Raw genomic sequence first — 21,247 nt, 5'->3', positions numbered from 1 at the left:
AGCGGGCCGCGCAGTGGCCCGACGAGGCCGGCACGGCGCGGTCCCTGGTCGCCGTCTACCGCGAACTGCTGGGGTCACCCGGGTGAGCGCCGCGCGCCGCGCCGGCCTGGCCCTGCTCGCCGTCCTGGGCCTGCTGCTGGGGACGGCGGTCCCCGCGGCCGCCGCCGACGGCTCCGGCGGGGCGACCGTCGACCGGGTGGTGGTCGTGGGCATCCCCGGCCTGACCTGGGCCGACGTCGACCCCACGGCCACCCCGGCGCTGTGGCAGCTGGCCGGCAGCTCCGCGATCGGTGCGCTGTCGGTCCGCGCCGCCCGCTCGACCACCTGCGTGCTGGACGGCTGGGCGACCCTGGGGGCGGGCAACCGGGCGCGCTGGGCGGGCCGGGTCGACCCGCTGCCGCCCGTGCCGCTGCCCTCGGACCGCACAGAGGCCGACGGTGCGGCCACCGACCCCCCGGGCCTGTTCGACACCGTCCCCGAGGACACCTCGCTGTCCTACTGCGGGCTGCAGGAGCAGGTCGCCGCCGTCGGCCTGGCCGACCCGCAGGCCGCGGTGGCGCTGATCGCCGCCGACCCCGCCACCGCCCGCTTCGGTGCCCAGCCCGCGGCGCTGTCGGACACCGTGGGCTGCGCGGTCACCGCCGGGCGGGCGGCCACCGTGGCCGCGGCCGGTGCCGACACCCGGCTCACCCAGCTGGATGCGCTGCCCGGTGACCCGGCGGCGGTCGCCGGGCTGCTGGGGAGCTGCCCGCTGTCCCTGGTGTCGCTGGACCAGCTGCTCGACGCCGGGGCGCCCAGCGCCACCGAGACCGACACCGGCACCGACCCCCTGTCGCTGCCGGCCGCGCTCTCGGCCGCCGACGCCGCCGTCGGCGCGCTGCGCAGCGTCGTGGACGGCCTGCCCGGGCGCACCCTGCTGCTGGTCGAGGGCATCTCCGAGGTCAACGACGGGCGCCCGCAGCTGCACGTCGCCATCGCCCACGGTCCCGGTTTCGACGGCGGCTGGCTGACCTCCTCCAGCACCGGCCGCGCCCCCTTCGTGCAGCTGATCGACGCGGCGCCGACCGCGCTGGAGGCCCTGGGCCTGGACCAGCCGGCGTCGATGAACGGTCAGCCGATGCAGGGCGGCGGCCAGCGACCGGCCCTGGCCGAGGCGATCGACCAGCTGGACGTCGCCAACCAGCGGGCGGTGGTGCACTACCGCAGCACCGGTGACTTCTTCTGGGCCCTGGTCCTGGTCGGCGCCGCGGTGGTGGCCCTGGGCCTGCTCGGCCTGGGCGGGTGGCGGGCCCCGCGCCGCACCCCCGACCGCTGGCGCCGCTGGTTCCTCGCGCACCGCCCCGGACCCGTCGCCCGTGCCCGGCTGCGCCGGCTGCTGCGGCCGGTGTGCCTGGCCGCGGCGTCGGTGCCGGTCGCGTCCTACCTGGCCTCGCTGGTGCCCTGGCAGGACGCCGGCTCGCCGCGGTGGGCGCTGGCCGGCTCGGTGGTGGGTGCGGCGGCGGTGGTCACCGCCGTGGCCGCGCTCGGGCCGTGGCGCCGGCACCGGCTGGGCCCGCCGCTCGCCGTCCTCGTCGTCACCGCCGCGGTGCCGGTCGTCGACGTCGTCACCGGCTCGCACCTGGAGCTGGACGGCCTGCTGGGGTACGACGCCATCGTGGCCGGCCGGTTCACCGGCTACGGCAACCTGACCTTCGGCCTCATGCCGGTGGCCGCCCTGCTGTGCACCGCGGCGCTGGCCTCCGCGGTGGCCCGCCGGGCGCCCGGCGACGGTCGCCGGCGGGCGCTGGTCGTCGTGCTGGCCGTCGCCGTCCCGGTGGTCGTGGTGATCGGTGCGCCGTTCCTGGGCCGGGACTTCGGTGGCGTGCTCGCCGCCGTCCCCGGGTTCCTGCTGCTGGCCATGCTGCTGGGCGGCATCCGGGTCACCGTCACCAGGCTGGTCGCCGTCCTCGGCGTCGCGGTGGTCGCCGTGGGGACAGTCGCGGTGCTGGACTGGACCCGCCCGCCGGCTCAGCGCAGCCACCTGGGCCGGTTCGTCGCGCAGGTCCTGGACGGGCAGGCCTGGACCGTGGTCAGCCGCAAGGCGTCGGCCAACATCGACATCCTGCTGGGCAGCCCGCTGGCCTGGGCGCTGGCGGTGGCCGCCGTGGCCGCCGTGTGGCTGGTCCGCCCCGGCGGGCTGCTGCGCAACCGGCCCGGCCACCGGCCCGGCGGCCTGCCGCCGGCCGACCTCGCGGTGCTGCGCGCCGGGCTGCTGTCGGTCGCGCTGAGCCTGGTGGTGGCCGCCGCCGTCAACGACTCCGGCGTCGCCATCCCGGCGACCTCGGCCACCCTGCTCGTGCCGCTGCTGGTGTGGCTGGCCGCGGCCCCCGTCGAGGAGGTCGACGACACCCCGGACGGCGACCCGGCGCGTGTTAGCGTGAGCGCCCGTGGGTCGACTGGCTGAACCTCGGAACCTTCTCCCCAACTCCCAACCGACGAAGTTCGTCTTCGTGACCGGTGGCGTCGTCTCCTCGCTGGGCAAGGGGTTGACCGCGAGCTCGCTGGGCGCCCTGCTGTCCGCCCGGGGCCTGCGCGTCACGATGCAGAAGCTCGACCCGTACCTCAACGTCGACCCCGGGACGATGAACCCGTTCCAGCACGGCGAGGTCTTCGTCACCGAGGACGGCGCCGAGACCGACCTGGACATCGGGCACTACGAGCGCTTCCTGGACACCGACCTCACCGGCCGGGCCAACGTGACGACCGGCCAGGTGTACTCCGACGTCATCGCCAAGGAGCGGCGCGGTGAGTACCTGGGCGACACCGTGCAGGTCATCCCGCACATCACCAACGAGATCAAGGCCCGCATGCTGGCCGGGGCCGACGCCGCGGGCCGCGACGGCGAGGCCGTGGACGTCGTCATCACCGAGATCGGCGGCACGGTCGGCGACATCGAGTCGCTGCCCTTCCTGGAGGCCGCCCGCCAGGTGCGGCACGAGATCGGCCGGGACAACTGCTTCTTCCTGCACATCTCCCTGGTGCCCTACATCGCGCCCTCCGGTGAGCTGAAGACCAAGCCGACCCAGCACTCGGTCGCCTCGCTGCGCAGCATCGGCATCCAGCCCGACGCGCTGGTGTGCCGCTCCGACCGGGAGATCCCCGACGGGATGAAGCGCAAGATCAGCCTGATGTGCGACGTGGAGGCCGAGGGCGTCATCTCCTGCGCCGACGCACCGTCGATCTACGACATCCCCAGGGTGCTGCACCGGGAGGGCCTGGACGCCTACGTCGTCCGCCGGCTCGGCCTGCCCTTCCGGGACGTCGACTGGACCGTCTGGGGCGACCTGCTGGACCGGGTGCACCACCCCCGGCACACCGTCACCGTCGGGCTGGTCGGCAAGTACATCGACCTGCCCGACGCCTACCTGTCGGTCACCGAGGCGCTGCGGGCCGGCGGGTTCGCCCACCGCACCCGGGTCCAGGTCCGCTGGGTGCCCTCCGACGAGTGCCGGACCCCCGAGGGCGCGGCCACCGCGCTGGCCGGGGTGGACGCCGTCTGCGTGCCGGGTGGGTTCGGCGTGCGCGGCATCGAGGGCAAGCTCGGCGCGCTGCGGCACACCCGCACCCAGGGCATCCCCACGCTCGGGCTGTGCCTGGGCCTGCAGTGCATGGTCATCGAGGCCGCCCGCCACCTGGCCGGCGTCGAGGGCGCCAACTCCGCGGAGTTCGACCCCGACACCCCGGACGCGGTGATCTCCACGATGGCCGACCAGGTCGACATCGTCGGTGGCAAGGGCGACCTGGGCGGCACCATGCGGCTGGGCAGCTACCCGGCCGCGCTGGCCCCGGGGTCCCAGGCCGCGCTGGCCTACGGGTCCACCGAGGTCACCGAGCGGCACCGGCACCGCTACGAGGTCGCCAACGCCTACCGCGACCGGCTCACCGACGCCGGGCTGGTCATCTCCGGCACCTCGCCCGACGGCACGCTGGTCGAGTTCGTCGAGCTGCCCGCCGACGTCCACCCGTTCTACGTGGGCACCCAGGCGCACCCGGAGCTCAAGAGCCGGCCCACCCGCCCGCACCCGCTGTTCGCCGCGTTCGTCAAGGCCGCGGTCGACCTGCAGGAGTCCGGGCGCATCCCGGTCCCGGAGCCCGTCGAGATGGGCATCTGATGTACGAGGTGCTGGCCAGCGAGCAGGTCTACGCCGGCCGGGTCATCTCGCTGCGCACCGACACCGTCGCCATGCCCGGCGGCGGGTCGTCCGTGCGGGAGGTCGTCACGCACCCGGGCGCCGTCGGCGTCCTCGCACTGGACGACGACGGCGCGGTCGTGATGCTCCAGCAGTACCGGCACGCGGTCGGCGAGCACCTGTGGGAGCTGCCGGCCGGGCTGCGCGACGCCGACGGCGAGCCCCCGCTGGAGACGGCCAAGCGCGAGCTCGCCGAGGAGGCCCAGCTGGCCGCCGATCGGTGGCAGCTGCTCACCACCTCGCTGTCCACGCCCGGGTTCTGCGACGAGCTGGTCGGTCTGTACCTGGCCGAGGGCCTGCACCCGGTCGAGCGGCCCGAGGGGTTCGTGGTCGAGCACGAGGAGGCCGACATGACCGTGGAGCGAGTCCCGCTGGGCACCGCGCTGCAGATGGTCCTCGACGGCACGGTGCGCAACGCGCTGGCCGTCATCGGGATCCTGGCCGCCGTCGCGCACCGCGACCGCTCACCGCAGCTGCGCCCGGTCGACACCGCGTACTGACCGCAGGCCCAGCCGGCGCAGCTCCAGCTCGGCCAGCGCGCCGGCCGCACCCGCGTCGCCGGCCCGCCACGCCGCACCGGTGCCGGCGGGTAGCCGGGCCAGCTTCGGCAGGGGTGCGGTCGCCACCGCCCGGGCGGCCAGCAGCTCGACGTCCAGCCCGGTGGCGGCGGCCGCCTCGCGGGCCCAGCCCACCCGCCACGACCCCCACCGGACCAGCGCCCAGCCCACCGGGACGACCACCAGGGCCGCGGCGAGCAGCCACGCCAGCGTGTGCACGGCGTCCTGCAGGCCCTGCCCGGCACCGGCCAGCCCCGACCCGGACTCCCCGAGCGCGCTGAACGGCGCCGACAGGTCGTCGCCGACCAGCGGCACGTCCTCGGCAACGCCGGCCGCGTCGCCCATCGTGTCCCGGATCGACCCGCCCAGGGACTCCAGCGCGACGCCGGGCTCGGCCAGCACCAGGACGGCGCCGTGGACGGCCCGGGCCACCAGCACCCACAGCACCGCCCACGCGAGCAGCAGCAGGTCGGCGGTGAGCTGACGGGTGCGCAGCACGGGGCGTTCGGCGTAGAGGCGCATCCCGCGATCCTCACCGCCGGGCGCCGGGTCGGCGTGTCAGCCACACCGGCCGCGCGCCATCGGGTGGAGTGGGTAGGTGGTCGCGACGGCGCTGGCGGTGGAACGCGTCGTCACCGGCTACCTGGACCACCTCACCGTCGAGCGCGGGCTGGCCGCCAACACGATCAGCTCCTACCGCCGCGACCTGCGCCGCTACGCCGACTTCCTGGCCGCGGCCGGCGTCCGCGGGTTCGGCGAGGTGGCCGACGGCGACGTCGCGGCGTTCCTGGTCGCGCTGCGCACCGGCGACGAGGAGCACCCGCCGCTGTCGGCGTCCTCGGCCGCGCGGGCCGTCGTCGCCGTCCGGGGCCTGCACCGGTTCGCGCTGCTGGACGGCCTGGTCGCCGACGACGTCGCCGCCGAGGTGCGCCCACCCACCCCCGACCGCCGGCTGCCCAAGGCGATCACCGTGGAGCAGGTCGAGGCCCTGCTCACCGCCGCCGGCGAGGGCGACGGCCCGCGCCCGGTGCGCGACCGGGCGCTGCTGGAGGTGCTCTACGGCACCGGGGCACGCATCTCCGAGGCGGTCGGGCTGGACGTCGACGACCTCGACGCCGCAGCGGGCGTCGTCCGGCTGGCGGGCAAGGGCGGCAAGCACCGCGTGGTGCCGGTGGGCAGCTACGCCGTCCGGGCGGTGCAGGACTACCTGGTGCGGGCCCGGCCCGCCCTGGCCACCGGCCGGTCGGCCCGCGGCGCGCTGTTCCTGAACTCCCGGGGCGGGCGGTTGTCGCGGCAGTCGGCCTGGGCGGTGCTGCGGACGGCGGCCGAGCGCGCCGGGCTCGCGGAGCTGGCCGACCTCTCGCCGCACACCCTGCGGCACTCCTTCGCCACGCACCTGCTCGACGGCGGCGCCGACGTCCGGGTGGTGCAGGAGCTGCTCGGCCACGCCTCGGTGACCACCACCCAGGTCTACACGTTGGTGACGGTGGACCGGCTGCGCGAGGTGTATGCGACCAGCCATCCCCGCGCGCTCCGCTGACCAGTCCGTTGGCACCCGTGGGACGGGAGGTGCACAGCGGGGTCACGGCACCGGCGAGAACTGCCGATGGATGGGTCGGAGGACGACAAGTCGACAAAGCGTCCCCCTGCACCTGCACCCGACCGGAAGAGGCACCGAGGATGGCGACACCCGTCGTGACGAGCTCCGCCGTCGCGCACCCGTACGCGGATGCGGAGGTGGAGATGGGCGCCCCGGCCGGCCGGCAGGACCCGGCGAAGGCCCGGCAGCGTCCGCTGCCCACCCCGAAGCCGCTGGACCGGCACGGGCCCGCCCGCATCGTGGCGATGTGCAACCAGAAGGGCGGGGTCGGCAAGACCACCTCGACCATCAACCTGGGGGCCGCCCTGGTCGAGCACGGCCGCCGGGTCCTGCTGGTGGACCTCGACCCGCAGGGCGCGCTGTCGGTGGGCCTGGGCATCCAGTCCCAGCAGCTGGAGCGCACCGTCTACAACGCGCTCATGGAGCGGCACACCACGCTGCGGGACGTCATCGTCCGCAACGTCGGGCACGTGCGCGGGCTGGACCTGGCACCGTCGAACATCGACCTGTCCGCCGCCGAGGTGCAGCTGGTCAGCGAGGTCGCCCGCGAGCAGTCGCTGCTGCGCGTGCTGGCCGAGGTGCGCCAGGAGTACGACTACGTGCTCATCGACTGCCAGCCCTCGCTCGGGCTGCTGACCGTCAACGCGCTCACCGCGGCGCAGGGCGTGATCATCCCGCTGGAGTGCGAGTTCTTCTCGCTGCGCGGCGTGGCCCTGCTGGTGGACACCATCGACAAGGTCAAGGAGCGGCTCAACCCCTCCCTGGAGGTCGACGGCATCCTCGCCACGATGTACGACTCGCGGACCGTGCACGCCCGCGAGGTGTTCAGCCGGGTCGTCGAGGCCTTCGGCGACACCGTGTTCCAGACCGTCATCACCCGCACCGTGCGCTTCCCGGAGACCACCGTCGCCGGGCAGCCCATCACCACCTGGGCGTCGACCTCCACCGGTGCGCAGGCCTACCGCGACCTCGCGAAGGAGGTTCTCGCACTGTGAACGAGCTCGCGAGTTCACCGATGGACACAGCACCCTGCGGCACGGCCGTGCCGAGCGCCAGCGAGGTGCGGTCGTGACCCGCCGTCCCGTCCTCCCCGGCGCGAGCGAGCTGTTCTTCCGGCGCACCGACGCCGCCGCCGAGCCCACCGAGACCGCGCCGGTCTCCCAGCTGCCCACCCTGGCCGCCGCAGCGGCGTCCCCGTCGCTGCGCGGCAACGCCAAGCGGACGGCGGAACCGGTGCTGCCCCCGCAGGACGCCGTCCCCACGACGCCGTTCCAGCTCATCCACGGGGAGGCCCGCGACGAGCTGGCCGCGCTGCGGACGCTGCCCACAAGCGGCCGCGGCCGCACCCGGGTCAAGCACGAGGAGAAGATCACCGTCTACTGCTCGGCCGAGGAGCTGCTGGCCCTGGAGACCGCACGGCTGGCGCTGCGCGGCGACCACGGCGTGGTGGCCGACCGCGGCCGGATCGTGCGCGAGGCGGTCGCCGTCCTGCTGGCCGACCTCGACGCCCACGGGGAGAACTCCGTCCTGGTCCAGCGCCTCCGGAAATGAAGGACCTCGGCGCCCCCCTCGACGCGCTCCGCACGCCGAGGGACCCTGCACCGAGGCCGGCACGGCCTGATCGGAACTAATCTCCCTCTGTGACCAGCCTGGCCGAACCGCCCGTCGCCGATCCCGGCGACGGGCGGTTCCGCGTCCGGCTGACCAACTTCGAGGGCCCGTTCGACCTGCTGCTGCAGCTGATCGGCAAGCACCAGCTCGACGTCACCGAGATCGCGCTCTCGCAGGTGACCGACGACTTCATCGCCCACCTGCACGGCCTGGGCGACGAGCTGGACCTGGACCAGGCCTCGGAGTTCTTGCTGGTCGCGGCCACCCTGCTCGACCTCAAGGCCGCCCGGCTGCTGCCGGCCGCCGAGGTGGACGACGAGGACGACCTCGCGGTGCTGGAGGCCCGGGACCTGCTCTTCGCCCGGCTGCTCCAGTACCGCGCCTACCAGCAGGTCACCGGGTTCCTGCGCGAGCGCGAGGCCCAGGCCGCCCGCCGCTTCCCGCGTGACGTGGCGCTGGAGCCGCGGTTCGCCGCACTGCTGCCGGAGGTGCTGCTCGGCGTCACGCCCGAGCAGTTCGCCGACCTGGCCCGGCAGGCGATGACCCCCAAGCCGCCGCCGACGGTCGACACCACGCACCTGCACAGCTCCACCGTGGACGTCGGTGCCCAGCTGCTGCTGGTGCGCCGCCGGGTGGCCGAGCGGGGACGGGTCACCTTCACCGCGCTCACCGCCGACTGCGCGCACACCCTTGAGGTCGTGGCCCGGTTCCTGGTGCTGCTCGAGCTGTACCGCCAGCAGCTGGTGGACGTCGCGCAGGAGACCCCGCTGGGGGAGCTGACGGTGTCCTGGACGGGGCCGCGGCTGGTCGGCGGCCGGCTGCCGGGGGAGACCGCGGACCCCGTCGTGGCCGACCTGTGACCGACCGCGACCCCGCCGACCGCGACCCGATCGCCTGGGACCGGCTGGCCGCCGAGATCGCCGCCGCCGAGGTGGACGAGGCACCCACCGCCGAGCACGACTGGGACGCCGTCGCCGCCGCGCTCGCCCGGTCCTTCGACACCGCACCCGCGCCGTCCGACCCGGTCCCCGCCGAGGGCCCGGTCCGCGCCGACGACCCGGTCCCCGCCGACGACTCGGGGGAGTGGGCGGACCCCGAGGCGCCGGCCGCCGTCCCCGCCGTCCCGCTCGGGCCGCTGCCCTCGCTGGACGACGTCCCGGTCGAGGAACCGGTGGCCGCCGACCAGCCGGACGGCGACCCGGTCGACCCGTGGGCGCTGCGCGGCGGGCTGGAGGCGCTGCTGTTCGTCGTCGACACCCCGGTCGAGGAGGCGACCCTGGCGGCGGCGCTGCGCTGCAGCACGGCCCAGGTGCGCGACGGGCTGACCGCACTAGGCGCCGACTACGACGCCCGCGGGGCCGGCGTGGTGCTGCGCCGGGTGGGGGAGGGGTGGCGGCTCTACACCCGCGAGGAGCACGCCCCGGTCGTCGAGCGCTACCTCACCGACGGCCAGCGCAGCCGGCTGACCCAGGCCGCGCTGGAGACCCTCGCGGTCATCGCCTACCGCCAGCCGGTCACCCGGGCGCGGGTCTCGGCCATCCGCGGCGTGGGTGTCGACGCGGTGGTGCGTACATTGGTGTCCCGGGGTCTGGTGCACGAGTGCGGGACCGACCCCGACAGCGGTGGGGGGCTGTACGCCACCACCCCGCTCTTCCTCGAACGGCTGGGCCTCACCTCGCTCGACGAGCTCCCCGAGCTCGGTCCGCTGCTGCCCGAGACCCGCGCCGTGATCGCCGAGCGCCCCGATTCCTAGAAGGACCCGATGACCGACAGCACCACCGACCACCCGAGCCAGGGCGACGAGCACGGCGTCTGGTCCGAGGACATGGAGCTCGCCCCCGCGCACCCCGGGGACCGCGAGCCCGCCGAGGTCGAGCCCGGCCAGGGCGAGCGGCTGCAGAAGGTGCTCGCCCGCGCCGGCGTCGGCTCCCGCCGGGTCTGCGAGGACATGATCGACGAGGGCCGGATCTCCGTCGACGGCAAGGTCGTGCTGGTGCAGGGCATGCGGGTCGACCCGCGGACGGCGCACATCGCGGTCGACGGCGTGCGCATCGAGATCCGCACCGACCGGGTCACCTACGCGATGAACAAGCCCTTCGGCGTCATCACCGCGATGAGCGACGACCGCGGCCGGCCCTGCGTCGGCGACATGGTCGGCGACCTGGCCAAGGGCCTGGTGCACGTCGGCCGGCTGGACCAGGACACCGAGGGCCTGCTCATCCTCACCACCGACGGCGAGCTCGCCCACCGCCTGGCGCACCCGTCCTACGAGGTGCCCAAGACCTACCTCGCCCAGGTGTCGGGCACCGTCGCCCGCGACCTGGACCGCCGGCTGCGCGCGGGCATCGAGCTGGAGGACGGCCCGGTGAAGGTCGACTCCTTCGAGCTGGTCGACCAGCACGCCGGGCAGTCCGTCGTCCAGGTCGTGCTGCACGAGGGCCGCAAGCACATCGTCCGCCGGCTGCTGGCCGAGGTCGGCCTGCCGGTCTCCCGGCTGACCCGCACGAAGGTCGGCCCGGTGGAGCTGGCCCGGATGCGGACCGGGGTCATCCGCAAGCTCTCCCGCGCCGAGATCGGGGCGCTGCAGGAGCTCGTCGGCCTGTAGGGCCTCCCTAGACTCGACCGAACGACAGACAGGAGTGCACGTGGCCGTCCGAGCCATCCGGGGTGCGACGCAGGTCGACGCCGACGAACGCGAGCAGGTGCTCGAGGCGACCCGGGAGCTGGTGCAGACCGTCATCGACCGCAACGGCCTGGCGTCGGAGGACCTGATCAGCATCCTGTTCACCGCGACCCCGGACCTGGTCAGCGAGTTCCCGGCGCTGGCGGCCCGCGAGCTCGGCCTCGGCGACGTGCCGCTGATGTGCGCCACCGAGATCGCCGTCCCGCACGCCCTGCCTCGGGTGCTGCGGCTGATGGCGCACGTGGCCACCGACCGGCCGCGCAGCGAGGTGCAGCACGTGTACCTCCGCGGCGCCGTCGCTCTCCGCAAGGACATCGCCCAGTGAGTGAAGGACCCCTTCCCCCCCACGACTCGCAGGCTCGCCGCGGGCCCCTGGACGGGGCCGAGCCGCTCAGCGGAGCCTCCGGCGCTGGTTTCAGCGGGCAGGTCACCCTGGACGGGCCGTCGGGGACGGGGAAGTCCAGCGTCGCCCGGGCCGTCGCGCTCGAGCTGCGCGCGTCCTACCTGGACACCGGCGCGATGTACCGCGCGGCCACCGTCGCCGTCCTGGACGCCGGGGTGGACCTCGACGACGCCGACGGCATCACCCGCGCGGTCACGCAGGCGGCCATCGGCATCGGCACCGACGCGGCCACCGAGCAGGTCACCGTGGACGGCGTCGACGTCACCGAGCGGATCCGCAGCACGGAGGTCACCCGCGCGGTGTCGCCGGTCTCCGCCGTCCCCGCCGTCCGGCGGCTGCTGGTGGACGCGCAGCGCTCGCTGGTCGCCGACGCGACCGCGGTGGTGGTCGAGGGCCGCGACATCGGCACCGTCGTGCTGCCCGACGCGACCCTGAAGGTCTACCTGACCGCAGCGCCCGAGGCCCGCGCCGAGCGCCGGGCAGCCCAGCTGGGCGTCACCGACCCGGCCCGCATCGCCGCGATCGCCGAGGACCTGCGGCGCCGCGACGCCTACGACTCCACGCGCGAGGACTCCCCGCTGCGCCCGGCCACCGACGCCGTCACCGTCGACAGCACCCACTGGGAGCGGCACCAGACGATCGCCCGCATCGTCGAGCTGGCCCGCGAGAGAGCAGAAGCATGAGCACCCCCACCACCGGACCGCTGCCCGTGGTCGCCGTCGTCGGCCGCCCGAACGTCGGCAAGTCCACGCTGGTCAACCGGTTCCTCGGCCGCCGCGCCGCCGTCGTGCAGGACACCCCCGGGGTGACCCGCGACCGCATCGCCTACGAGGCGCTGTGGAACGGCAAGACGTTCACCGTCGTCGACACCGGCGGCTGGGAGCCCAAGGCGTCGGGCATGGCGGCGTCCATCGCGCGGCAGGCCGAGTACGCCATGAAGACCGCCGACGTCATCGTGCTCGTCGTCGACGCCCAGGTCGGCGTCACCGAGACCGACCTGGCCGCCGCGCGGGTGCTCCGGCGCTCCGAGCAGCCGGTGATCCTGGTCGCCAACAAGGTGGACGACGAGCGCAGCGAGGCCGGTGCGGCCGAGCTGTGGTCGCTGGGGCTGGGGGAGCCCTACCCGGTGAGTGCGCTGCACGGCCGCTCCGCCGGTGACCTGCTGGACCTGGTGCTGGAGGCGATGCCGGAGGCGCCGCGGGAGTCCCTGGAGGTCGGCGGCCCGCGCCGTGTCGCGCTGGTGGGCCGGCCGAACGTGGGCAAGTCCAGCCTGATCAACCGGCTGTCCAAGCAGGAGCGGTCGGTGGTGGACTCCGTCGCCGGCACCACCGTCGACCCGGTCGACTCGATCGTGCGGCTGGACGGCGAGGACTGGAAGTTCGTCGACACCGCCGGCCTGCGCAAGCGCGTGGGGACCGCCAGCGGCACCGAGTACTACGCCAGCCTGCGCACCGAGGCCGCCATCGAGGCCGCCGAGGTCGCCGTCGTGCTGCTGGCCGCCGACGAGGTGATCAGCGAGCAGGACCAGCGGATCATCACCCAGGTCATCGAGGCCGGCCGGGCGCTGGTCATCGCGATCAACAAGTGGGACACCCTCGACGAGGACCGGCACCTGCAGCTGGAGAAGGAGATCAGCCGCGACCTGGCCCGCATCCAGTGGGCGCACCGGGTCAACATCTCCGCGCTCAAGGGCCGCGGGGTGCACAAGCTGGCCGACCACCTGCGGTCGGCGCTGGAGTCCTGGGAGTTCCGGGTGCCGACGGCGGAGCTCAACGGCTACGTGCGGGCGCTGGTGCAGGAGACCCCGCCCCCGGCCCGCGGCGGCCGCGCGCCCAAGATCAAGTACATCACCCAGGCCGACGTCCGGCCGCCGCGCTTCGTGGTGTTCTCGACCGGCTTCCTGGAGGCCGGCTACCGCCGGTTCCTGGAGCGCAAGCTGCGGGAGAAGTGGGGCTTCGAGGGCACCCCGATCGAGGTCTCGGTGAAGGTCCGGGAGTCCAAGGCGAGGGACCTCCGGAAGGGCTGACCCGCCCGTCGGCCTCCTGCGGGGGTCGGGTAACGTTCCCGACGCAGCTCACCGGCGCCCCGGCGTCGCGAGCTCGGGCTGTAGCGCAGCTTGGTAGCGCACTTGACTGGGGGTCAAGGGGTCGCAGGTTCAAATCCTGTCAGCCCGACAGAGAAAGTAGCAGGTCAGAGGCGGGTCGTCCGGATCGGGCGGCCCGCTTTCGGCATCTGTGCAGCAACGCGGGAAAACCTTCCCTCCGGGACTCGCCAAGGCTGGACCGAGCCACCGGGTCCGCAGGCCACCCGGCGACCCTGACGCCCCGCGGCGGGCGAGCGGGTGCCCTGCCGGTCCCACGGCTTCTGCCTGGTGGCGACGTCGACCACACGTCGCAGCGCCCCCCGGTCCAGGTCCAGGCGCACCCATCAGGACCTGGGGGACCACCTGGCCGGCCGACCGCCGCTGACCGTGCACGCACTGCGCCGCGAAGGGTTCACGCTCCGGCTCCTGCAGCAGGCTGAACGGGCCGGGGCGCTGGAGGTCGACCTGGTGCGTGGGCGGGTCCGCCCGATCCTGGCCTCGGTGGGTGGGCCGGCGCCGGGAGGACCTGGACGGTGACCGGGTCGTCCACGGCACGGCGGGAGCAGGCCATCCCGGCACCACGGCGCAGATCGATGCCTCCCCCGCTGGGCGCGACGGGCCGCCCCGACGACGTGGAGCCGGTGGCCTGCTTCCTGCTCAGCGACCCTGCGTCGGTCATCGACCGGCACGATCGTCCCGGTCGATGGCGGTGCCGATGCATGACCACCCGCGTAGCAGGAGAAGTGCTCAGCTGAGCCAGTCCGTGGCCCGAGTCGTCAGTGGTCAGCGCAGCACGACGAACACCGCGGCCAGCAGACCCACCACCGTGGTCGAGAAGGCCAGAACAGCGATGCGCACCCCGCCAGGCGCGCCCGTCAGGTCCCCGTGTGCCACCAGCGAGCAGTGCATGCGCACGTACCGGCGACGGGCCGTGCCCGCGACCAGGCTGGCCGCCGCGAGGGATGAGAACGCGAGGACGGCGAGCCCCGGCCCGAGCTGCTCCGCACCCATGCGGCCCAGCGTCGCCGCGCCGGCGGCGATGGCCAACGCCGTCCGCTCCCAGGCCAGCGCGGTCCGCTCCGCCTGTACCCCGGGGTCGAAGACCTCGGCCGAGGAGAGCCTCACCGGACGAGCAGGCCGACCAGGAGCAGTGCGCCGGCCACGAGCACGCCGGCCGCCAGCCACGGACCGGATCGCGCGGACGGCAGTGCCTGCCCGTGCCGCAGCGCCCGCTCCGTGCCGGCCCACCCGAACCACGCCTGCGCCGGCGCGACGAGCCCCAGCACCACGAGCACGACCGCCGCAGCCGAGCGGATCTCGTCCGGGATCGGGAGGTCGAGGGCCTCGACTGCCATGCCCGCGGCCAGGAGGGCCAGGGCGGTCCGGATCCACGCCAGGAAGGTCCGCTCGTTGGCCAGGCTGAACCGTGGATCGGGCTCCTGGCCGGCTCTGTACACCCGCGACGGGAACCGGCCGGCGGCGCGCCCGCCGCCGCCGGGCCTCATGCGCGAGCGGAGACGCCGACGGTCCGGCGGTCGCCCGACCCCGGTGTCGAGATGCACAGCTCCATCAGGTCCGCCCCGACCAGCACCCGGCCGTCGAAGCCGTCCCCGACCGCGGTGAGCCACTCCGCGTCGGTGACGCCGGTGTGGGGGACGAGGTGGGACAGGACGAGCGTCCCGACGCCAGCCGCCTGAGCGACCGCGGCGACGTCCCCGACCATCGTGTGGTTGTTCCGGAGGTGGTGCCCGATGGTCGCCGCGTTCGTCCCCCGCTCGTACTGCTCGATGGCCGCCGGGTGCACGACCTCGTGGACGAGGACATCGGCTCCGCGGGCAAGCTCGACCAGGGAGGCGCAGGGTGTCGTGTCGCCGGACACGACGACCGACCCCTCGTCGCTGTCGATGCGGTACGCCAGTGCGCAGTCGAAGGGCGGGTGGTTCACCTGCGCGGCGGTGATCACCACGTCGTCTCCCGACTCGAGGGTGTCCCCGTGGGCCAGTTCCCGGGTCCTGACCATCTGCCGGAAGTCCGGGCGCCCGGTGGCGGCGACGCGTCGTCGCAGGTCCTCCTCGTGCGCGTCGAGCAGCGACCCGAAGGAGGTGACGATCGGTGGTGGACCCGCGACGACGACGGGGTCGGTGCGCCCGTTGACCCAGGAGATCATGGGCAGGACCGCCAGGTCGGCGGAGTGGTCGATGTGGTGGTGGGTCAGCAGGACGTCGGTGATGTCCCGCGGGTCGATGCCGGCGCGGACCATCTGCTGGGCCACCCCGTTCCCGCAGTCGACGACGATCGTCCGGGCGCCCACCTGGACGACCTGGGACGAGGGGTGGCGGGCACTGGACGGACGGGGGCCACCGCCGGTCCCGAGCAGTACGAGTCGCATGGTTCTCCTCCAGCAGTGGTGTCGACGGTCGGTGGTCTAGTCCGGCAGGTGGTGGCCGCGGGTCTCCCGGGAGCGGAGCACGGCCGCCGTGGAGGCGACGGCAACCACCAGCAGCAGCAGCGCGACGGAGTAGATCGACCCCGTCCACGCCACGAGGGCGGCAGCGACCACCGAGCTGAAACCGCCGATGCTGCCGGCCAGCTGGTAGCCCAGTCCCGACGCCGTCGTCCGCACCGCGGTCGGGAACATCTCCCCGACGAAGCTGCCCACGCAGGCCACCAGGACGGCCTGGGTGATCCCGTGCCCGAGGGTGAAGCACCAGAACACGCCCCATCCCGACCCCGTGTCCAGTGCCCAGAACATGGGGAAGGCGAGGACCGCTGTGCCCGCCGTGCCGACGAGCATGAGCGTCCGGCGGCCGTAGCGGTCGGCGGCGACCCCCGCGCCCAGCTGGACGACGATGCCCACGACCGACGACAGCGTGAGCAGGAACAGTGCGCGGTCCCGGGGGAGCCCGTCGGCCACCGCGTAGTTCAGCGCGTAGGAGACGATGACCCCCTGGATGACGAACGCGGTGAGGATGGCGATGCTCACCCGGGTGAGCGCAGCGGTGTGCCGGGTGAAGATGACCCGCACAGGTGCGCGCAGGAGGGTGGCGGACTTCGCGGCGCGCTCGAACTGGGGGGCCTCCGCGACCCGGCTGCGCATGTAGAGGCCGAGGAGCACCAGGACGGCACTGGCGAAGAACGGGATGCGCCACCCCCAGTCGAGGAACGCCGGGCCGGTCAGGGCAGCTGCGGTCCCCATCGCCGCGCTCGCCAGCAGCGAGCCGGCGGGTGCCCCGGTCGAGACGACTGCCACCAGCGTCGCTCGCCACCGCTGGGGTGCGTGCTCCAGCGACAGCGCGGTCGCGGCTCCCCACTCGCCCCCGACCGCCAGCCCCTGCACCAGGCGCAGCGCGATGAGCAGCACGGGAGCCGCAGCCCCGATGCTGTCGTCGGACGGGAGGGCGCCGATCCCCGTGCTGACGAGGCCCATCAGCACCATGGTCAGGACGAGCACGGGCTTGCGACCGAGCCGGTCGCCGAGCGAACCGAAGACCATGCTGCCGACGGGCCTGGCCACGAAGCCGATCGCCAAGGTCGCGAACGAGGCGATCCCCATCTCGGGGCTCAGCCCGCTGAAGAACACCGACGGGAACACGACGGCTGCCGCTGAGGTGTAGAGGAGGAAGTCGTAGAACTCGACGGTCGACCCCAGGAAGCTGGACGCGACGACTCGACGAGTCTGACCGGGACTGCTGGCGACGTGTGTTCCTGCGGACTGCTGTTGCTCGATCGCATCTGCCATCGGTGGCCTCCTCGGTTCGGTGGCCTCGATCACAAGGTCACGCCTGTGAGCTTCCGTAGGGCAGCGCTATCTGTCCAATACCAATGATGACTCCACCGTATAGATTTACGGTATGGATATGCGGCAGCTCCGGTACTTCGTGGCCATCGCCGAGGAAGGGTCGCTGTCGGCGGCTGCCGCCCGGCTGCTGATGACGCAGCCCCCTCTCAGTGCCGTCGTGGCGGGCCTCGAGAAGGAGATCGGAGCGCAGCTGCTGGTACGCCACCCCCGGGGGGTCCTGCCCACCGCCGCAGGTCGGGAGCTGCTGGCCTGGGCCCGACGACTGGAGCGCGAGCTGGGTGAGGCGACGGCATCGGTGCGTGCTCTGGCCGACGGTGCCACCGGCACCCTCCGGCTGACGTCGGTGCCCTCGGCGGCGGACCGTTGCACCCCTGCCTTCCTGCGCCGCTACGTCCAGCGGTGGCCCGATGTCCACCTGGACGTCACCGAGAGCGCCGGTCCCGTCGCCGCCCTGGAGGCGGTGCGCCAGCGCAGTGCGGAAGCTGCCGTCCTGTTCACCAGCGACCCGGTGGAGCTCCGCGACCGCTACGCCGCGGGCCTCGAGGTGCGCCTCATCGGTCCCGAGCCGCTGGTGCTCATGGCGCCGAACGGAGCGGCCCCCGTCGACCAGCCCGGCGTCGCCGATCTGGGTGCGGCCCTGTGGCTGCTCACCGGCACGCCGGCCTCGTTCCCGGGTCTGGCCCGGGTCCTCGAGCAGGAATGGCGACGCGCCGGGGTGGACCCCCCGCGTCGCACGGTCGCCTCACTGGGCATCGCGCGCCTGTTCCTGAGAGCGGGCATCGGGGTGACGGCGATGAACGAGTCGGCCGCCGCCGGGCTCGGGGACGACGTCGTGCTGAGCCCGATGCCCGAGGGCTGCGCCGAACTGCACGCCGTGGTCGTGGCGATCCCCGAGCAGCGCACGGTGCGGAACCTGCTCGAGCTGGCCACTCCTGTCCCCTAGACCTCGACCGCGAGCTCCCACCGCAGCGCGGCCCGAGCTCGAGCGCGTTCCCTGGTCCGGTGAGCCCCGGCCATCGGTGGTGCACGGCGGCACCGCGCCGGTCGAGCAGCGGTGGAGCGACGGATCCCTGGATGCTCGCCGGCGCCGCGCAGGAGGTCGCCGGGACGCTCCTGCGCGGTGGGTCCAGCGGAGGAGGTGCGGCTGCGGCTGAGCACCGTCGACGACTCGACGCCGGGCTCGGCCCGACTGCCCTGGCCGACGGCGTGCGGGCGCACCCCGACGGGGCCTGCCGACCGGATGGACGGACGTCGGGTCGAACCGCGGTCGTCGTGCGCCGACCGGGCTGCGCGGAGCTTCCTACCTGTCGGTGGTCGAGGCTGCCCGGACGGCGTCGAGGAACAAGGTCAGCAGCCGGCGGGCGGCGGCCGGGGCGCCGTCGCGGTCGGCGGCGGTCAGACCGCTGACCGCCTGGCTGAGCAGCAGCAGGTCGGTGTGCACGAGATCCGGGCGGACCACCCCGGCCGCCCTCGCCCGGCGCACCAGGGTGGCCGAGGCGGTGAACGCCCGGGCCCGGTGCGCGGCGAAGGCGTCGGAGACCGCGGCGGGGGAGCTGATGACCTGCCCGAGGGCACGGTCGGTGGCCATCAGGTCGACCAGGGTCCCCAGGTACCCGGCGAGGGCATCCCACGGTTCGGTGCGGGCCTGCTCGGCGGCCCGGGCGGTGACGTCGGCGTAGTCGGCCATCCGCTGCTCGAGCACCGCCTCGACGAGGGCGGCCGCGGAGGGGAACCGGCGGTGAAGGGTTGCGCTGCCCACGCCGGCCGCCCGGGCCACGGCCTCCACGGACACCGCCGTGCCCTCCCGGGCCATGAGCTCGGCCGCGGCGGACACGATCGCCGCCCGGTTGCGTGCGGCGTCGGCGCGCAGGGCCGGACGGGTCGTGGAGGTCACAGCCGCAGCCTAGAGGAGGAAGTGGGGTCAATCCTCCGTTTCGGGTGTACCTTCGCAGAAGTGGGGGGTCAGCTCTCACTTGATCGACCAGAAGGACCGATGAGCACCGCTGAGCAGACCACCGCCCCGCTCGTCGTGGAGGTGTGGACCGACCTCGGCTGTCCGTGGTGCTACCTGGGCGAGCCCCGCCTGGACCAAGCGATCGAGCGGGTCGGTGCCGACCGGTTCGAGGTCGTGCTGCGCCCGTACCAGCTCGACCCGCACGCCGACCGGACGCCGGAGCCCATCCCGGAGATCTTCGTGCGCAAGCACGGAGGGACCCGCGCCCAGGCGGTGGCGATGGAGTCCTCGATGGCCGACCTGGCCCGTGCCGAGGGCCTGCCGTTCACCGTCGACCGGTTGTCGGCCAACACCTTCGACGTGCTGCGGGCCCTCGCCCTGGCCACCAGCCACGGGGTGGGCCGCGAGTTCTTCCGGGTCCTCAAGCGCGGCTTCTTCGCCGGGCGGACCAACCCCTACGACACCGACACCCTCGTCGACGTCCTCGCCGGGGTAGTGTGCCCGCCGACGAAGCGCGCACGGCCCTGGGCGGCGACACCTTCGCCGACCAGGTGCTCCGGGACCGGGCGACCGCGCAGTCCCTCGGCATCACCTCGGTGCCCTTCGTCGTCCTCGACGGACGGCTGGGCGTCGCCGGCGCGCAGTCGGTCGAGGGCTACGAGCGCGCGCTGCGCGCCGCGCTGGAGGAGGGCTCGTGACCAGGCCGACCCACCCCGTCGAGCCCGCCCCCGCGCCCGGGACCCCGACCCCCGCACGACCCACGAGGAGACCGACCATGAGCACCACCGCACCCACCCTGCTGCGCATCGACACCAGCATCCGCGGCACCGACTCGGTGAGCCGACGGCTCACCGACCTCGCCGTCCGGACCTGGCTGCGCACGCACCCGACCGGCCGCGTCGTCGTCCACGACCTGGCCGAGAACCCCCCGCCGCACTTCGCCGGCCCCAGCGAGCTGGCCGAGGAGTACGCCACCGAGCTGCGCGACGCCGACGACCTCGTCCTGGGCATGCCGCTCTACAACTGGGGCCCGCCCTCGATGCTGAAGGCCTGGTTCGACCACGTCATCGCCTCCCCGCTGGCCCGCGACCCGCAGACCATGGCCCCGATGCTGACCCTCGGCACCGCCGTCCTCGTCGTCGCCCGCGGCGGCGCCTACGGCGACGACACCCCCCGCGCCGGTTGGGACCACGCCACCGACTGGGCCCAGAAGTCCTTCACCGCCGTCGGCCTGGACCTCACCGTCGTCCCGGTCGAGATGACCCTGGCCCCCGGCGCCCCCTACCTGGCCGAGTTCGAGCACCTCTACCACCGCGACCTGGCCCGGGCCCAGGAGGAGCTCGAGCAGGTGTGGACCCGCGCGGCCCTCGCCGGCGTCTGAGGCACCCGGACGACGTCGAGGTCGCCCGGGGCGACGACCTCGCCCGTGTACCCCACCTGGCGGGCGGCCTGGCGGGCCTTGCGGAGCCAGTCGGAGGGTCGCTGGGGGACCGGCGTGTAGTGGTTGAGCACCAGCTTCTTCGCGCCGGCCGCCTTCGCGACGCCGGGCACGTCGTAGACGCTGGTGTGGCCGCCGGTGATCCGTCCGCGCAGCACGCTGCGAGCCGGTTCGGGCAGGTTCGCGACGATGTCCTCGACCCGGTCGGGGTCGAGGGCCTCGTGCACGAGGACGTCGCAGCCGCGGGCCAGCGCGATCAGGTTGGGCTCGTTCGCCACCACGTCGCCGGAGAAGACGACGACCTTGCCGCTGCTCTTGAGGGTGAACCGGTAGGCGTACGCGTAGGGGATGGTGTGCTGCACCCAGACGGCGTCGACGACGACGTTCGCGTCCTCCAGCACGCGCACCGGTGCGGCGCCGGGGGCGGCCACGACGTCGTGCGGTCGCAGGTCGGGGAACGGACCGAACGCGTTGCCGATCGAGAACAGCTCGATGCCCTCGGCGTAGGTGGCCGGGATGCCCTCGGTGAGGGTGCTCATCGGGGGCGGGCCCCACACGTCGACGACGCTCGGGATGTGCGGCTGGGCGACCCAGCCGTGGGCGGCCAGGGTGGGCAGGCCGGAGGTGTGGTCGAGGTGCTGGTGGGTGAGGAAGACGTTGCTGACCTGGTTGAACGTGAGGCCTGCGGCGACCAGCTGCTGCGGGGTGTCGGCGCCGCAGTCCACCAGGTACACGGCGCCGCCGACCACCAGCGCCGAGGCGGGTCGTGCTGCATCGGGGTTGATGACCGGGCCGCCGCCGGTGCCGAGCATCACGACCTGGTCGCCGGCGGGGCGGGGCGGGGCCGCGGAGGCGGCCGGGGCGGTGGCCGTGAACGCGGCCGAGACGGC

The 21,247-nt window shown here is 74.2% G+C and carries 22 protein-coding genes, 1 tRNA gene and 1 pseudogene; 17 read left to right on the top strand and 7 right to left on the bottom strand.

Features of this window, described 5'->3' with window-relative positions:
* The first annotated feature begins 82 nt into the window (after positions 1-82).
* The 3 genes from NH342_RS15090 to NH342_RS15080 are packed head-to-tail and all read left to right on the top strand — an operon-like array spanning position 83 to position 4,729.
* Positions 83-2,443 (top strand): hypothetical protein, encoded by a 2,361-nt coding sequence (locus NH342_RS15090; protein ID WP_253015762.1) that lies wholly within the window; start codon positions 83-85, stop codon positions 2,441-2,443.
* Positions 2,427-4,151, top strand: coding sequence for a CTP synthase (locus tag NH342_RS15085; RefSeq protein ID WP_308200672.1), 1,725 nt, complete (start codon positions 2,427-2,429; stop codon positions 4,149-4,151). The genes NH342_RS15090 and NH342_RS15085 overlap by 17 nt, the downstream gene beginning before the upstream one ends.
* Complete coding sequence (locus NH342_RS15080) at positions 4,151-4,729, top strand: NUDIX hydrolase (RefSeq protein WP_253015758.1); 579 nt, start codon at positions 4,151-4,153, stop codon at positions 4,727-4,729. The genes NH342_RS15085 and NH342_RS15080 overlap by 1 nt, the downstream gene beginning before the upstream one ends.
* Here NH342_RS15080 and NH342_RS15075 read toward each other — a convergent pair.
* The gene (locus NH342_RS15075; RefSeq protein WP_253015756.1) at positions 4,694-5,308 is read right to left on the bottom strand and encodes a hypothetical protein; all 615 of its coding nucleotides are present in this window, start codon (positions 5,306-5,308) and stop codon (positions 4,694-4,696) included. The genes NH342_RS15080 and NH342_RS15075 overlap by 36 nt on opposite strands.
* Before the next feature lie 76 nt (positions 5,309-5,384).
* Between NH342_RS15075 and xerD the strand changes: the two genes are divergently transcribed.
* From xerD to NH342_RS15025, 10 genes are all read left to right on the top strand, one after another.
* A complete protein-coding gene (gene xerD, locus NH342_RS15070; protein WP_253015754.1) occupies positions 5,385-6,326 on the top strand; it encodes a site-specific tyrosine recombinase XerD in 942 nt (313 codons plus the stop codon).
* Between the two features lie 203 nt (positions 6,327-6,529).
* Positions 6,530-7,381, top strand: coding sequence for a ParA family protein (locus NH342_RS15065; protein ID WP_253015764.1), 852 nt, complete (start codon positions 6,530-6,532; stop codon positions 7,379-7,381).
* A 73-nt stretch (positions 7,382-7,454) separates the two neighbouring features.
* Positions 7,455-7,937, top strand: a complete 483-nt coding sequence (locus NH342_RS15060) for a hypothetical protein (RefSeq protein ID WP_253015752.1) — start codon at positions 7,455-7,457, stop codon at positions 7,935-7,937.
* 89 nt (positions 7,938-8,026) lie between these two features.
* A complete protein-coding gene (locus NH342_RS15055) occupies positions 8,027-8,857 on the top strand; it encodes a ScpA family protein (protein WP_253015750.1) in 831 nt (276 codons plus the stop codon).
* Entirely contained in the window at positions 8,854-9,750 is an 897-nt protein-coding gene (gene scpB / locus NH342_RS15050) for an SMC-Scp complex subunit ScpB (RefSeq protein WP_253015748.1), read from the top strand. Before NH342_RS15055 ends, scpB begins: the two co-directional genes overlap by 4 nt.
* Before the next feature lie 9 nt (positions 9,751-9,759).
* Positions 9,760-10,602, top strand: coding sequence for a pseudouridine synthase (locus NH342_RS15045; protein WP_253015746.1), 843 nt, complete (start codon positions 9,760-9,762; stop codon positions 10,600-10,602).
* A gap of 40 nt (positions 10,603-10,642) precedes the next feature.
* The gene (gene aroH, locus NH342_RS15040; RefSeq protein WP_253015744.1) at positions 10,643-11,005 is read left to right on the top strand and encodes a chorismate mutase; all 363 of its coding nucleotides are present in this window, start codon (positions 10,643-10,645) and stop codon (positions 11,003-11,005) included.
* A complete protein-coding gene (gene cmk, locus NH342_RS15035) occupies positions 11,002-11,766 on the top strand; it encodes a (d)CMP kinase (RefSeq protein ID WP_253015742.1) in 765 nt (254 codons plus the stop codon). Before aroH ends, cmk begins: the two co-directional genes overlap by 4 nt.
* The gene (gene der, locus NH342_RS15030) at positions 11,763-13,109 is read left to right on the top strand and encodes a ribosome biogenesis GTPase Der (protein ID WP_253015740.1); all 1,347 of its coding nucleotides are present in this window, start codon (positions 11,763-11,765) and stop codon (positions 13,107-13,109) included. Before cmk ends, der begins: the two co-directional genes overlap by 4 nt.
* Before the next feature lie 74 nt (positions 13,110-13,183).
* Positions 13,184-13,257, top strand: a tRNA-Pro gene (locus NH342_RS15025).
* Positions 13,258-13,949: 692 nt separating this feature from the next.
* Here the strand turns inward: NH342_RS15025 and NH342_RS15020 are convergent.
* The 4 genes from NH342_RS15020 to NH342_RS15005 all read right to left on the bottom strand — a co-directional run bounded on the left by NH342_RS15020 (position 13,950) and on the right by NH342_RS15005 (position 16,905).
* The gene (locus tag NH342_RS15020) at positions 13,950-14,291 is read right to left on the bottom strand and encodes a DUF202 domain-containing protein (protein ID WP_253015738.1); all 342 of its coding nucleotides are present in this window, start codon (positions 14,289-14,291) and stop codon (positions 13,950-13,952) included.
* Entirely contained in the window at positions 14,288-14,671 is a 384-nt protein-coding gene (locus tag NH342_RS15015) for a YidH family protein (RefSeq protein ID WP_253015736.1), read from the bottom strand. The genes NH342_RS15020 and NH342_RS15015 overlap by 4 nt, the downstream gene beginning before the upstream one ends.
* On the bottom strand, positions 14,668-15,477 hold the full coding sequence (locus NH342_RS15010; protein ID WP_253015734.1) for an MBL fold metallo-hydrolase: 810 nt from the start codon (positions 15,475-15,477) through the stop codon (positions 14,668-14,670). Before NH342_RS15010 ends, NH342_RS15015 begins: the two co-directional genes overlap by 4 nt.
* Before the next feature lie 114 nt (positions 15,478-15,591).
* A complete protein-coding gene (locus tag NH342_RS15005) occupies positions 15,592-16,905 on the bottom strand; it encodes an MFS transporter (RefSeq protein ID WP_253015732.1) in 1,314 nt (437 codons plus the stop codon).
* Positions 16,906-17,023: 118 nt separating this feature from the next.
* Between NH342_RS15005 and NH342_RS15000 the strand changes: the two genes are divergently transcribed.
* The gene (locus tag NH342_RS15000) at positions 17,024-17,908 is read left to right on the top strand and encodes a LysR family transcriptional regulator (RefSeq protein ID WP_253015730.1); all 885 of its coding nucleotides are present in this window, start codon (positions 17,024-17,026) and stop codon (positions 17,906-17,908) included.
* Positions 17,909-18,265: 357 nt separating this feature from the next.
* Here the strand turns inward: NH342_RS15000 and NH342_RS14995 are convergent, their stop codons facing one another.
* Positions 18,266-18,859, bottom strand: coding sequence for a TetR/AcrR family transcriptional regulator (locus tag NH342_RS14995; protein ID WP_253015728.1), 594 nt, complete (start codon positions 18,857-18,859; stop codon positions 18,266-18,268).
* Positions 18,860-18,958: 99 nt separating this feature from the next.
* On the opposite strand from NH342_RS14995, the pseudogene NH342_RS24545 reads away from it, so the two are divergent.
* From NH342_RS24545 to NH342_RS14985, 3 genes and pseudogenes are all read left to right on the top strand, one after another.
* Positions 18,959-19,393, top strand: a pseudogene (locus NH342_RS24545) (DsbA family protein); the annotation flags it as partial.
* Positions 19,394-19,416: 23 nt separating this feature from the next.
* Positions 19,417-19,617 carry a DsbA family protein gene (locus tag NH342_RS24265; RefSeq protein WP_253015726.1) on the top strand — a complete coding sequence of 67 codons (201 nt, stop codon included), beginning with the start codon at positions 19,417-19,419 and terminating at the stop codon, positions 19,615-19,617.
* Between the two features lie 77 nt (positions 19,618-19,694).
* On the top strand, positions 19,695-20,300 hold the full coding sequence (locus tag NH342_RS14985; RefSeq protein ID WP_253015724.1) for an FMN-dependent NADH-azoreductase: 606 nt from the start codon (positions 19,695-19,697) through the stop codon (positions 20,298-20,300).
* Here NH342_RS14985 and NH342_RS14980 read toward each other — a convergent pair.
* Positions 20,225-21,247 (bottom strand): MBL fold metallo-hydrolase (locus tag NH342_RS14980; protein WP_253015722.1); only part of this gene is annotated, 1,023 nt, incomplete at its 5' end. The genes NH342_RS14985 and NH342_RS14980 overlap by 76 nt on opposite strands.

The sequence above is a fragment of the Klenkia sp. PcliD-1-E genome, from assembly GCF_024124375.1.
GTDB lineage: Bacteria > Actinomycetota > Actinomycetes > Mycobacteriales > Geodermatophilaceae > Klenkia.
Note: the sequence above shows the minus strand (reverse complement) of the source record. Positions and strands in the feature narration are given on the sequence as shown.

What these genes read in the sequence shown, in the direction of transcription:
- NH342_RS15080 (WP_253015758.1), top strand. Translation starts at nt 4,151, where the DNA reads ATGTACGAGGTGCTGGCCAGCGAGCAGGTCTACGCCGGCCGGGTCATC.
- NH342_RS15075 (WP_253015756.1), bottom strand. Translation starts at nt 5,308, where the DNA reads ATGCGCCTCTACGCCGAACGCCCCGTGCTGCGCACCCGTCAGCTCACC.
- NH342_RS15065 (WP_253015764.1), top strand. Translation starts at nt 6,530, where the DNA reads ATGGGCGCCCCGGCCGGCCGGCAGGACCCGGCGAAGGCCCGGCAGCGT.
- NH342_RS15045 (WP_253015746.1), top strand. Translation starts at nt 9,760, where the DNA reads ATGACCGACAGCACCACCGACCACCCGAGCCAGGGCGACGAGCACGGC.
- der (WP_253015740.1), top strand. Translation starts at nt 11,763, where the DNA reads ATGAGCACCCCCACCACCGGACCGCTGCCCGTGGTCGCCGTCGTCGGC.
- NH342_RS15015 (WP_253015736.1), bottom strand. Translation starts at nt 14,671, where the DNA reads ATGAGGCCCGGCGGCGGCGGGCGCGCCGCCGGCCGGTTCCCGTCGCGG.
- NH342_RS15005 (WP_253015732.1), bottom strand. Translation starts at nt 16,905, where the DNA reads ATGGCAGATGCGATCGAGCAACAGCAGTCCGCAGGAACACACGTCGCC.
- NH342_RS15000 (WP_253015730.1), top strand. Translation starts at nt 17,024, where the DNA reads ATGCGGCAGCTCCGGTACTTCGTGGCCATCGCCGAGGAAGGGTCGCTG.
- NH342_RS14985 (WP_253015724.1), top strand. Translation starts at nt 19,695, where the DNA reads ATGAGCACCACCGCACCCACCCTGCTGCGCATCGACACCAGCATCCGC.